Raw genomic sequence first — 12,247 nt, 5'->3', positions numbered from 1 at the left:
TGGCCGGGTACGCGTCATCGCATGCGCGCTGCCGCTCCCACGTTTCGCGATGCGAATCGTGGGCCCCCCCTTACCGGCTTCCACACCCCCGCGCCTATGGCGCAGCCCCCGAACTCCGGGGGCGGGTAGTGCCGGCCGCTGGCCGGCAACTTCATGATCTTCATTGAATTCTGCGCAACTGCCGGCCGGCGGCCGGCACGACCGGGCAAGGTGAACCGACCCCCCGCCCGGCGACTATGGGACAATAGGCCGCCCGCACGTCCGCGGCCGCCTCCCGATTCCGACAGAACCATGACGCAGCCTACCCGTCGCCAGTTGGCCAACGCCATCCGCTTCCTTGCCGCCGATGCGGTTGAAACCGCAAAGTCCGGCCACCCCGGCATGCCCATGGGCATGGCCGACATCGCCGAAGTCCTCTGGAACGACTACCTCCGCCATAACCCGAGCAACCCGCACTGGTTCAACCGCGACCGTTTCGTGCTGTCCAACGGCCACGGTTCGATGCTGCAGTACGCGCTGCTGCACCTGAGCGGTTACGACCTGCCGATCGAGCAGCTGAAGCTGTTCCGCCAGCTGGGCAGCCACACCGCCGGTCACCCGGAGCGCCACGAGACCCCGGGCGTGGAAACCACCACCGGCCCGCTGGGCCAGGGTTTCGCCAATGCCGTGGGCTTCGCCCTGGCCGAGAAGCTGCTGGCACAGCGCTTCAACCGCCCGGAGCTGGAAGTGGTCGACCACCGCACCTGGGTGTTCATGGGCGATGGCTGCCTGATGGAAGGCGTGTCGCATGAAGCCGCTTCGCTTGCCGGTACCTGGGGCCTGCACAAGCTGGTCTGCTTCTGGGACAACAACCACATCTCCATCGACGGCAACGTCGAGGGCTGGTTCACCGACAACACCCCGGAGCGTTTCGAGGCCTATGGCTGGAACGTGGTGCGCGATGTCGATGGCCATGACCCGGAGAGCATCAAGGCCGGCATCGAGGCCGCGCTGTCGCAGAGCGACAAGCCGACCCTGATCTGCTGCCGCACCACCATTGGCTTTGGTTCGCCGAACAAGGCGGGCAAGGAATCCAGCCACGGCGCTCCGCTGGGCAAGGACGAGCTGGAAGCCACCCGCAAGCAGCTGGGCTGGGAGTACGGTCCGTTCGAGATCCCGCAGGCGATCTACGACGGCTGGCGCGCCAATGGCGCTGGCACCCTGCGCCAGGCCGAGTGGGAACAGCTGTTCGACAAGTACGCCAGCCAGTACCCGGCTGAAGCGGCCGAACTGACCCGCCGCTCGCATGGCGAACTGCCGGCCGACTTCGTTGCCAAGGCCGATGCCTACATCGCCCAGGTGGCCGCCGAAGGCCCGACGATCGCCTCGCGCAAGGCCTCGCAGCTCGCTATCGAAGCCTATGCACCGCTGCTGCCGGAAATCGTCGGCGGCTCGGCTGACCTGGCGCACTCCAACCTGACCCTGTGGAAGGGCAGCAAGTCGGTTGCCAGCGACGACGCCAACGCCAACTACGTGTACTACGGCGTGCGCGAGTTCGGCATGACCGCCATCGCCAACGGCCTGGCCCTGCACGGTGGCTTCATTCCGTTCGACGCCACCTTCCTGGTGTTCAGCGACTACGCCCGCAACGGCGTGCGCATGAGCGCGCTGATCCCGGCCCACGCCATCCACGTCTACACCCACGACTCGATCGGCCTGGGCGAAGACGGTCCGACCCACCAGCCGGTGGAGCACCTGGCCTCGCTTCGTTACATCCCGAACAACGACGTGTGGCGTCCGTGCGATGCGGTCGAGTCGGCGGTGAGCTGGAAGGCCGCGATCACCCGCCAGGACGGCCCGAGCTGCCTGGTGTTCAGCCGCCAGAACCTGCCGCACCAGCCGCGCAACGCCGAGCAGATCGCCCAGATCGAGCGCGGTGGTTACGTGCTGGCCGACGCTGCCGGTACCCCGGACGTGATCCTGATCGCCACCGGTTCGGAAGTCTCGCTGGCCACCGAAGCCAAGGCCCAGCTGGACGCGGCCGGCCTCAAGACCCGCGTGGTCTCGATGCCGTCCACCGACGTGTTCCTGCGCCAGGATGCGGCCTACCGTGAATCGGTGCTGCCGAACGCCGTGCGCAAGCGCGTGGCAGTGGAAGCCGGCGTCACCGGTTTCTGGCGCCAGTTCGTCGGCCTGGACGGTGCCGTGATCGGTATCGACACCTTCGGTGCCTCGGCCCCGGCCGACCAGCTGTACAAGCACTTCGGCATCACCACCGCCCACGTGGTGGAAGCCGCCAAGGCGCTGTAAGCAGCCTCTCGGCGCAACAAAGGAAAGGCCGGCGCAAGCCGGCCTTTCTCGTTCTCCAGAGTAGAGAAAAAGGGGACGGAGGGGATTAAGTCGTTTGTGCACATGCGACTTAGTCCCCTCCGTCCCCTTTTCCTTTGCCCGGAATGTTCCACCCGGCGGCACCAGTGTCGCGTTGGCCTCTTCATCTGAGCTGCATTCCTTGCGAAAAGGAGGACCTGCCGAGGCACCCTCAGAAGTGGTCATGGACAAGAAGATCGGCGCAGAAACCCATGGTGGATTTGCGGGGTGTAAGGTGATGCCTTACACTGGCGCCGCATGATCGTCAGCTTCAGGCATAAGGGCCTGAAGGCGCTCTATGAGCGGGGCGACATTTCCGGAGTCCGTGCCGATCATGTGGCCCGGTTGCGGCGTTTGCTTCTGCAGCTGGATCAGGCCCGCGTGCCTGGGGACATGGGGCTGCCCGGAAATCGCCTGCACCCCCTGCGCGGGAGCTATAGCGGCTACTGGGCTGTAAGTGTCTCGGCGAGTTGGCGACTGGTGTTCCGCTTTCGTGGGCTCGACGTCGAATTGGTCAATTACCTTGATTACCACTAGGAGTCTGCCCGATGCCGTTGCATGATCCGCCGCATCCCGGGGAATCGCTGCGCGAAGACATCCTGCCAGCAATCCATATGTCGATCAGTGCGCTGGCGCAGCATCTTGGCTACTCGCGCGGACAGCTGTCGACGATCATCAACGGGCACGCCGCCATCTCCGCGGAACTCGCATTCCGCCTTGAGCTTGCAGGTCTGGGCAATGCCCGCATGTGGCTGGCGATGCAGGCGGCATACGACCTGTGGCAGGTCGAGCATCGAGCGCATCCACCGATTGCCCGCCTGTATCTTGAGGATGCAGTGAGGATAGAGCGGTAGATCCACGCCATGCGTGGATGTAAAAAGGGGACGGAGGGATCAAGTCATTTGTGCACAAACGACTTGATCCCTCCGTCCCCTTTTCTCAGGCGGTGCGTGCCAGTGCGAGGCGCAGCAGTCGCGCGTCCAGGCGCTCGGCGAAATCCTTCGGGGCCTGCAGGCCCATGCGCTGCAGGTACACCGCATCGCCGTCGCCGGCCGGTTGCCGCAGAGCCGCCCAGACCGTGCGCATCTTGTCGCCGCGGGTCTGCGTGTTGGCCTTCAGCCAACCCAGCGCCTTCACCAGCACCTGCTCGATCTCGTTGAAGTCGCTGCCCAGCGGATAGTCCGGCAGGCTGCCGTCGGCGCGGAACGGTGCCAGCGCCGCGGCCAGCGCCTGTGGCGTGTTGCGCTGCTGGCGCTCCGGATCCGGTTGCGTGGCTGCCAGCAGCTTGCGCGAGGCCTGTGCCTGCTGCAGCAGGCCGCTCTGGAACGGGGCTTCGGTGATCGCCGTCATCGCATGCACGCAGTCCTCGTCGGTCAGGCCGCGCAGATCGGCGATGCCGTATTCGTTGAGGTAGATGTCGCGCAGGTGGCGGGGGATGGTGGTGTGCCCGTAGTTCCAGCGCACGTTGGATTCGCGCTGGCCCTTGTCATCGCGCGCCGCGCGGAACATCAGGACGCTGCGCGCTTCCGGCAGGGCATGTGCCATCGCCACGAAGTTGTACTGGCCACCCACGCCGGACACCACACGTCCGTCGTCCAGCGCATCCGACACGGCCGCGCCCAGTGCAGTGGCCATCATGCAGGAGTTGAAGAAGCGCGCATGGCGGCGTTGCAGGCGCTCCAGCGTCTCGTTGCCGCCATACAGCTGGTTGATTTCGCTGATGCGGCGCATGCCGATCGCACGGCATTCGTCTTCCGGCAGCGTGCGCAGCCACTCGTAGAACTCCGGCGAGCCCAGGTAGAACGCGCCGTGCAGGTACTCGCCCTCGGCCGCCAGGGTGGCGTGGTCGATGGACAGCGTGCTGCCGTTCTCGATGCGCTGCATCAGCGCCAGGTCGTCGTGCACCTTGCGCTTGATCACCCCGGTCTGCACCAGCCGGCGGAAGCCTTCGTTGAGCATCTCGCTGCAGCCGTACAGGCCCACCTCGAACGGATCCAGTCCGCCGATCTCCTGCACCAGCGGGTGGCTGGCCAGCTGTGGATCCAACGCATGCAGCATGCGGCGGTAGCGCGCGTTGTCGGTGTGGCGCAGTACCAGTGCATGGCTGAGCGCGTCGGCCAGCGTGCCGATGCCGATCTGCAGGGTGCCGCCGTCGCGCACCAGCGTGCTGGCGTACAGGCCGATGGCGTAGTCGGCATCGCCCACCGGCTGCCGCGGCAGCCCGAACAGCGCCGGGTACGGCGGCGGCGGGGTGATCACCAGATCGAAGAACGACACATCGACCGTGGCCGAGCCGCCCATGTAAGGCAGCTGCGGATCGATCTCGGCGATCAGCAACGGTCGCGGCAGCCCGCGCGCGGTCATCGCATCCAGCGTGTCCTGGGTGATGTCGTTGTTGCACGACAGCGAAAGCCGGCGATCGTTCGGCCGCATCGCCACCTTCTGCACGATCACCTGCGGCGCGCGCTGCGCGACCGCATCGGCGGCGTGGGTGTAGTTCAGGCTGGTATAGCTGGATTGCGCCTGGCGCGAACCGAGCAGGGCGCCGGACTGCATGTAGAACTCTTCCACCTGCACATGTGCCGGCAGCGCATCGCGCGCGATCGCATCGGCATAGGCCAGGCGCGGGAAATCGTCTCCGAAATGGCGCTGCACGAACGGCGCCATGAAGCGCGCTTCCAGGCCGTTGCCGCGCGCCTTCGGCGGGTTCAGCGACAGCGCGGTATACAGCTGCAGCGGTCGCGATGGATCGTGCTCGACGCGTGCATAAAGGGCATTGAGCAGCCGATGCGGCTTGCCAAGTGCCAGCGGTGCCCCGATCCGCAGCGGCCCGTCCACGCGCGCAAACAACCAGTCGACGGCGGCGTCCAGGTCGGTGAGGTGTTCGGTCATGCGCGGCGGTCCTGCGTGTGGGGGAGTGCGGGCATTACAGCATGTCGGGCTTGAACCGCCGTCGACGCGAGACTTCGGCGCCGGACACCATGAACTGCCCATCGCCCCGGTAATGCATCGTGCGCGGTAGTTTCGGCCGGGGCGCAACATGGGCGCGCACGATTTCCCAGATGAACAGGTTGTTCGACGCCACCTGGCTGTCGTCGTACAAGCGGCATTCGAAGCACGAATGACACTGCCCGACCAGCGGTGCGCCAACCTCACGCGCGGGCTGCGCATCGAGCCCGAAACGGGCGAACTTGTCGACCTCGCGGCCGCTGCAGTTGCCGATGTCCACGACGGTATCGAGCAGTTCAACCCCCGGCACGTTGATCACGCATTCGCCGCTGCCGCGCGCCAATGCGTGGCTGTGGTTTTCGTGCCACAGGTAGGTGGCGACCAGCGAAGGCGACATGCCCATCACCATGTGCCAGCCCATCGTCATCAGGTTGCGCTGGCCACGCCAGGCGGTACTGACCAGCACGATCGGGCCAGGTTCGAGGAAGCGGCGGGCCTGCTCGACCGGGAAATCCTTCTTGGGCAGCGCTTTCATCCGGGGCCTGGAGCGGGAGGCATCGATGCTGGCGCAGCCAGGATGAACCTGGAGTCGAGGGGCTTGACAGGCGACTCGATTACGCGCGTAATCGGTTTGTCGATTACGGACGTAAACAATGACCCCGATCAGCGAAGCCGAAGCCGTTGTGATGGAGGTGCTGTGGCAGCAGGCACCGCGTAGCGCCGATGAAGTGGTCGCCGCACTGGCCCACCGCGACTGGGCCGAACCGACCATCAAGACCCTGCTCAATCGTCTGCTGACCAAGGGCGCGATTACTGCCGAGCGCGATGGCCGGCGCTACCTGTACCGGCCGCTGCTGCAGCGCCAGGCGTGGGTGGAGGCGCAGAGCCAGGACTTCATCGGCCGTGTCTTCGAAGGGCGCGTTGCGCCGTTGGTCGCGCACTTCAGCGAACGCGGCCAGTTGAGTGCGCAGGACATCGCCGAACTGAAGAAACTGATCCAGGAGCTGGACCATGACTGAGCTGCTCAACGGAGTGTGGCAGGCCAGCCTGTGGTTGGCGGTGGGCGCGGTCCTGCTGGCGGTGCTGCGACCCTTGCTGGTGCGGCTGGGGGGCGTGGCGTTGGCCTACCGCAGCTGGTGGCTGCTGCCGTTGCTGCTGCTGGCACTGATGCTGCCGTTGCCGCAGGTGGCACTTCTGGAGCATGTGCCGACGCTGCCGCTGAAAGTGGTACCCGGCGCCGTCGAAGGCATGGCAGGGCAGTCGTTGCCGTGGGCCGGGCTGCTGCTGCTGGCATGGATGGTGGGAGCGGTCCTTTGTCTGCTACGCGATCTACGTGCGCAGTGGCGCTTTGAACGTGGCATGGGCCAACTGTGTGCACGCGCCGATGGCAGCTGGCAGGCCAGCGCTGACCCGGGCCTGCCCGCGCTGGTCGGCCTGTGGCGGCCGCGCATCGTGGTAGGCCCGGATTTCGACCAGCAGTTCACCGCACAGGAGCAGGGCCTGATCCTGCAGCACGAGCGCAGCCACCGTCGCAATGGCGATCACTGGGCCAATGGGGCGCTGCTGATGGCACGCGCGGTGTTCTGGTTCCATCCGCTTCTGCCGTGGGCCTCCCGCCGATTCCTGCGTGACCAGGAGCTGGCCTGCGATTCCCGCACCATTGCCCCGCAGCCTGCGCTGCGCGGTCTCTACGCCAGCACGCTGCTGAAGGCGCAGCTGGTCCATCCGGTTGCGCCAGCGGTCTGCCATTGGCGCAGCCAACCCGTGTTGAAGGAGCGTATCGCCATGTTGAAGCAGTCCAAGCGGAAGGCATTGCCGTGGGTGTCGGGGCAGGTGCTGGTGGTCGGGTTGTGTCTGGGAATGGGCGCGGTGGCGTGGGCCAGCCAGGGCGGTGCAGCCGCAGACGGCCAGACAGTGGCCGCCATGGATCGGGAGATAGAGGTCGACAAGATGTCGCCGCCGTCCTATCCGAAGTCCGCGTTCGAACAGCGACAGGTGGGCGTGGTGAACCTGCGCGTGGAAGTGGATGCCAAGGGCCATCCGACTGACGTCCAAGTGCTCAGCGCAACCAATCCGGGTGTGTTCGATGCGGTGTCGATCGCCGCTGTGCGGAGCTGGACCTATCGTCCGGCGATAAAGAACGGAAAGCCCGTTGCAGGGGCTGTGAAGATTCCGATCACCTATGCCATGGACAACACCGAGGACTCCCAGTGAAGACCGCGCCGCTGTTGATGATGGCGGCGCTGTTGGCAGGATGCGCGACCCAGGATCGCCTGACCACCGTTGATACCCGCAGCGAGAATGTCGGCCATCAGCGCCTGCAGCCGCAGGCCGGTGGCGGCAGCGGGCAAGTGCAGACGTATTCGCTGGGCGCGAGCGAGGGCTACCGGATGCCGCAGTTGTACGCGGCGCCGGATCCGGAGGTCGGTGATCGTGACCCGCGTGCGGAGCTGGCACCGACCACCATCTGCCTGCAGGTGGTGGTTGATGCACAGGGCAGTGTCGAACGCAGCGTGCCGCTGACCGATCGCCCTGAGTGCGCGGCAGGTGCTGCAGGCGAGAATGCGCCCCTGCTGCAGGCGGCGCAGGAAGCCGTGGCGATGTGGAAGTACTCGTCCGCAGCGGTCTGCCACTTCGCGGCTGGCAAGGTGCCTGCCGACCGTGGCGACTGTCGCGGCGCCGAGCGCGTCGAGCCGGTGGCGGTCACCCTGCAGTATGCCTTTACCTTCGAGATCGTGAAGGGACAGCACATGGTGCGTACGCAGGGAAAATGACCGCTTGCGATGACCGAGGCAGCGCCGGGCCATGCCCGGCGAGCGCAGCGGCGTGGATCAGGCCCCGCCCTGGATGTTGGCCTTCACCGCGGGCTGCATCAGCTTGGGTTCTTCCAGCGTCGCGTCGCGTGCCTGGCGCACGCTGACGAACTCCGCCTCGGCCACGCCGTCATGCACGTGGATGTTGTGTGCGCGCTGTTCGCCGATGGTGGTCTCGTTGGCGAATGCACGACCACCCGGACCGTAGTCGTGGCAGACGAACACGCGCGTCGCATCGGGCAGCGCCAGCAGGCGCTGGATTGAACGGTACAACTGCGCGGCATCGCCACCCGGGAAGTCGCAGCGGGCGGTACCGCCGTCGGGCATGAACAGCGAGTCACCGGTGAACAGCGCATCGTCGATCAGGTAGGCGATGCTGTCGCTGGTATGGCCGGGCACGGCGATCACCTGACAGCGCAGTTCGCCCAGAGCAAAGGTTTCGCTATCGCTGAACAGGTGATCGAAGATGTCATCGGCCGCCGGAAGCTGCAGCCCATAGCGCGGTGCGAAGGTGGCCTGCACCGCGCGGATGCCTTCGCCGATGGCCAGCGTGGCCTGCGGGAAGCGCTCCTTCAGGCGGCGCCCGGCCGACACATGGTCGGCGTGGGCGTGGGTTTCCAGCAGCCAGCGCAGCTGCAGGCCCTGTTGTTCGATGGCCTGCAACGCGGCATGCAGCGGCGCTTCACTGCTGGCGTCGGTATCCGGGTCGTAGTCCAGGACCGGGTCAATCAGCGCCGCTTCGCCGCTGGCCGGATCACTGACCAGATAGCTGAAGGTATTGCTGTCACGGTGGAAGAACGACTGCACCTGGACTGACATTGGAACGCTCCTCAGCGCGTGCCCAGCACGCGGTTCAGCAACTGCGCCAGGTTCTCACCGGCCAGTCGCAGCTGCGCTTCGGCCAGCGGCCGGTAGCGCTCGGTGTATTCATCACCGATTTTACGCGAGGCCGGATAAACGCCAGCTTGCATGGAGATGCGGCAGCTGGCTTCGGCCCACGTCTGCGGGTCGCGCTGCGGGTTGGACTGGCGCGCCAGCTTCGGCGCGCGCTGGCTCTGCAGCAGCGGGAGATAGCCTGCGTCGTCCAGCTTGCGGGTGTTGAGCATGCCGCTGTCCCACAGCGAGTGCAGGTTGGTACCGCGGTTGCCGAACTGCAGCTGGAAGTCGTTGCCGCCCTTGTCGTGGGCGTAACCGGCATGCATCGGCTGGTGGATATCGCCGACCAGGTGCACGACGAACTTCAGCGCCTGCAGGCGCTCGCCGTCGGTCAGGCTGCGGTCGCCGAGGATGGCGCTCTGTGCCTTCAGGGCCTCGACGATGCAGTTGCCGTTCTTGCAGTGCTTCGGTGCTTCGTAGTGGCAGTTGTCTTCGGCGATGTTGACGTAGTGCCAGCCGGCCGAGCGACGGCCCAGGCCCGGGTCTTTGGCGCGCAGCTGGTCGGCCCACGGCGCGATGCTGGCCAGGGTGGCATCCGGTTCGGTAGCCAGCAGGCGGTCCACTTCGGCGCGGGCGGTGGGGTTGAGGCGGGCGTCGGCGACTTCGGCGACCAGACGGTGGCCTTGCGCGCCCCAGGCATGGGCGGGGGCGGAGACGGAGAGCAGGGCCGGCGCCAGGGCGGCGGCGAGGAACAGGGAGTGCAGGGCTTTCATGCGCACATTCTAGCGGGGGCAGGTGGATTGAAGAGCGGCGCGTTCCTGTTCCGAAGTGGGAGCGCAGCGGGAGGGGCGGCGGGACACGCCGTAAACCCATCCATGGGGGCTCGATGGCGCCATCCATGGCACCAACGGTCCCGCCGCCCCTCCCGCTGCGCTCCCCTCCAAACATGGCCGCGAAGACGGATGCAAACGTCAAAGGCAACATCAAAAACAAATGCAGGATCAAAATCGGCCTCCTGCAATTACAGGCAACCACTACGCCTCGGATGTTCAGGTTCTGTTTCTGCTCTTGCCTTTGCTTGAGCTGGCACGCGCGCGCAGATGGGAAGGGTGGAGAGGGTGGGGTGATCGGGACCGTTCGCCGCATGGATGCGGCGATCGAGCCTACAGGGACGTATTTACGGCGTGTCCCGATCACCCCACCCTCTCCGCCCAATTCCAGATGCCGGTGCTTTTCGCGCAGACAAAAAAAGCCCCGGCAATCACCGGGGCAACATGCTGCGAGGGTTTTGCATGTAGCGGGGGAGCGGGGGCGAAGCCCCCGCGCTCAACACACCGCTTAGAACTTGAAGACGTACGAAGCGCCGTAGACCAGCGGATCGATGTTGACCGTGCCGATCTTCTCGCCATTCAACTTCACCTTGCTGTCGATGTCGATCCAGCGCATGTCCACGCGCAGTGCGCCCTTCTCGCCGATCGCGAAGTCCACGCCCGCATGCGCGGCCAGGCCCCACGAATCCTGCAGCTTCAGGCGGCTGTCCTTCAGCGCACCGGTGGTGTCTTCGCTGAAGAAGGTCGTGTAGTTCACGCCCGCACCGATGAACGGCGACACCTTGCCCTTGCTGTTGAAGTGGTACTGCACGGTCACCACCGGCGGCAGCTGCTTGGTGCTGCCCACGCGGCCGAGGCCGTTGATGTTGATGTCGTGCTTGAACGGCAGCGCGGCCAGCACTTCGATGCCCAGGTTGTCGGCAATGAAGTACTCACCGGTGATGGTCGGCTTGACGTCGTTGTCGACGTCGACCTTCAGGGTGTGGTTGGCCAGCCAGCCGTTGTTCGACTTCGGGGCCACCTGGTGCACGCCGGCGGAGAGGGTCCAGTCGCCCTTGGACTGGGCCATGGCCGGGGCGGCGGCGAGGGACAGGGCGGCGGCCAGGCTGGCCACGATCAGGGGGGAGGTCTTGCGCATGGGGGTGATCTCGTTGCTGGGTGGATGCGGCCAGTCTCGGCCTCACATCGCGCTAACGCTTTGATCCGGATCAAATCCTGTCCGCCGGCCTGCTGCCTGCCGGGGCTGGCCGGCGGTGGCCAGCCCCGGTTTGCTAGACTTGTGGGCCCTATCCATCCCGCCGCACCCGTCGCGGCCGCAGGAGCTTGAGAACATGGCAATCAAGGTTGGTATCAACGGTTTCGGTCGCATCGGGCGTAACGTCCTGCGCTCGGCGGTGCTGAACTTCGGCGACGACATCGAAATCGTGGCCATCAACGATCTGCTGGAGCCGGACTATCTGGCGTACATGCTCAAGTACGACTCCGTGCACGGCCGTTTCAAGGCTGACGTGGCGGTGCAGGGCAACGACCTGCTGGTCAACGGCAAGAAGATCCGCCTGACCCAGGAACGCGACCCGGCCAACCTGAAGTGGAACGAAGTGGACGTGGACGTGGTGATCGAATCCACCGGCCTGTTCCTGACCAAGGAAACCGCGCAGAAGCACATCGATGCCGGCGCCAAGAAGGTCATCATGTCGGCCCCGTCGAAGGACGACACCCCGATGTTCGTCTACGGCGTGAACGACAAGACCTACGCCGGCCAGGCGATCGTCTCCAACGCGTCGTGCACCACCAACTGCCTGGCCCCGCTGGCCAAGGTCATCAATGACAAGTGGGGCATCAAGCGTGGCCTGATGACCACCGTGCATGCGGCTACCGCTACCCAGAAGACCGTCGATGGCCCGTCCAACAAGGACTGGCGTGGTGGCCGCGGCATCCTGGAGAACATCATTCCGTCGTCCACCGGTGCGGCCAAGGCCGTCGGCGTGGTCATCCCGGAACTGAACAAGAAGCTGACCGGCATGAGCTTCCGTGTCCCGACCTCGGACGTGTCGGTGGTCGACCTGACCGTCGAGCTGGAAAAGGAAGCCACCTACGCCGAGATCTGCGCCGAAGTGAAGGCACAGAGCGAAGGCCCGCTGAAGGGCATCCTGGGCTACACCGAAGACAAGGTCGTGGCCACCGATTTCCGCGGCGAGACCTGCACCTCGGTGTTCGACGCCGAAGCCGGTATCGCCCTGGACGGCACCTTCGTCAAGCTGGTCACCTGGTACGACAACGAGTGGGGCTACTCGAACAAGTGCCTGGAAATGGCCAAGGTCGTCGCCGCCAAGTAAGGCCGGCCAAGATCGCACGCGGACCCCGGCCTGGCCGGGGTTCGTCGTTTATGGGGCCAGCCCTGTCGTAGCATGGGGCGGTCGACCGCTGCCGCTG

12 protein-coding genes are annotated in these 12,247 nt (G+C 65.8%); 7 read left to right on the top strand and 5 right to left on the bottom strand.

Annotated features, from left to right (window positions below):
- The first annotated feature begins 291 nt into the window (after positions 1-291).
- From tkt to ACSYS9_RS19630, 3 genes are all read left to right on the top strand, one after another.
- Complete coding sequence (gene tkt / locus ACSYS9_RS19640) at positions 292-2,289, top strand: transketolase (RefSeq protein WP_071229620.1); 1,998 nt, start codon at positions 292-294, stop codon at positions 2,287-2,289.
- A 315-nt stretch (positions 2,290-2,604) separates the two neighbouring features.
- A complete protein-coding gene (locus ACSYS9_RS19635; protein WP_049442707.1) occupies positions 2,605-2,883 on the top strand; it encodes a type II toxin-antitoxin system RelE/ParE family toxin in 279 nt (92 codons plus the stop codon).
- 11 nt (positions 2,884-2,894) lie between these two features.
- On the top strand, positions 2,895-3,200 hold the full coding sequence (locus ACSYS9_RS19630) for a HigA family addiction module antitoxin (RefSeq protein WP_071229621.1): 306 nt from the start codon (positions 2,895-2,897) through the stop codon (positions 3,198-3,200).
- An 85-nt stretch (positions 3,201-3,285) separates the two neighbouring features.
- Here ACSYS9_RS19630 and ACSYS9_RS19625 read toward each other — a convergent pair whose 3' ends face one another.
- Both ACSYS9_RS19625 and ACSYS9_RS19620 read right to left on the bottom strand, forming a co-directional pair.
- Positions 3,286-5,238 (bottom strand): acetyl-CoA hydrolase/transferase C-terminal domain-containing protein, encoded by a 1,953-nt coding sequence (locus ACSYS9_RS19625; RefSeq protein WP_071229437.1) that lies wholly within the window; start codon positions 5,236-5,238, stop codon positions 3,286-3,288.
- A 34-nt stretch (positions 5,239-5,272) separates the two neighbouring features.
- Entirely contained in the window at positions 5,273-5,830 is a 558-nt protein-coding gene (locus ACSYS9_RS19620; RefSeq protein WP_071229436.1) for a flavin reductase family protein, read from the bottom strand.
- A gap of 118 nt (positions 5,831-5,948) precedes the next feature.
- Between ACSYS9_RS19620 and ACSYS9_RS19615 the strand changes: the two genes are divergently transcribed.
- The 3 genes from ACSYS9_RS19615 to ACSYS9_RS19605 are packed head-to-tail and all read left to right on the top strand — an operon-like array spanning position 5,949 to position 8,069.
- On the top strand, positions 5,949-6,314 hold the full coding sequence (locus tag ACSYS9_RS19615; protein WP_071229435.1) for a BlaI/MecI/CopY family transcriptional regulator: 366 nt from the start codon (positions 5,949-5,951) through the stop codon (positions 6,312-6,314).
- On the top strand, positions 6,307-7,509 hold the full coding sequence (locus ACSYS9_RS19610) for a M56 family metallopeptidase (RefSeq protein WP_071229434.1): 1,203 nt from the start codon (positions 6,307-6,309) through the stop codon (positions 7,507-7,509). The genes ACSYS9_RS19615 and ACSYS9_RS19610 overlap by 8 nt, the downstream gene beginning before the upstream one ends.
- The gene (locus ACSYS9_RS19605; protein WP_071229433.1) at positions 7,506-8,069 is read left to right on the top strand and encodes a hypothetical protein; all 564 of its coding nucleotides are present in this window, start codon (positions 7,506-7,508) and stop codon (positions 8,067-8,069) included. Before ACSYS9_RS19610 ends, ACSYS9_RS19605 begins: the two co-directional genes overlap by 4 nt.
- A 57-nt stretch (positions 8,070-8,126) precedes the next feature.
- Here the strand turns inward: ACSYS9_RS19605 and ACSYS9_RS19600 are convergent, their stop codons facing one another.
- The 3 genes from ACSYS9_RS19600 to ACSYS9_RS19590 form a co-directional block, all read right to left on the bottom strand.
- Positions 8,127-8,927: an MBL fold metallo-hydrolase gene (locus ACSYS9_RS19600; protein WP_071229432.1), complete on the bottom strand. Its 801-nt coding sequence runs from the start codon at positions 8,925-8,927 to the stop codon at positions 8,127-8,129.
- Between the two features lie 11 nt (positions 8,928-8,938).
- Positions 8,939-9,757: a S1/P1 nuclease gene (locus tag ACSYS9_RS19595; protein ID WP_049461819.1), complete on the bottom strand. Its 819-nt coding sequence runs from the start codon at positions 9,755-9,757 to the stop codon at positions 8,939-8,941.
- Between the two features lie 565 nt (positions 9,758-10,322).
- A complete protein-coding gene (locus tag ACSYS9_RS19590; RefSeq protein ID WP_019338734.1) occupies positions 10,323-10,952 on the bottom strand; it encodes an OmpW/AlkL family protein in 630 nt (209 codons plus the stop codon).
- Positions 10,953-11,145: 193 nt separating this feature from the next.
- On the opposite strand from ACSYS9_RS19590, the gene gap reads away from it, so the two are divergent.
- Complete coding sequence (gene gap / locus ACSYS9_RS19585) at positions 11,146-12,150, top strand: type I glyceraldehyde-3-phosphate dehydrogenase (RefSeq protein WP_032127866.1); 1,005 nt, start codon at positions 11,146-11,148, stop codon at positions 12,148-12,150.
- Positions 12,151-12,247: the final 97 nt, after the last annotated feature.

This window comes from Stenotrophomonas sp. STK17_22, from assembly GCF_051983905.1.
GTDB lineage: Bacteria > Pseudomonadota > Gammaproteobacteria > Xanthomonadales > Xanthomonadaceae > Stenotrophomonas > Stenotrophomonas maltophilia_A.
The sequence above is the reverse complement of the archived record's forward strand: the minus strand, read 5'-3'. Positions and strand labels throughout refer to the sequence as shown.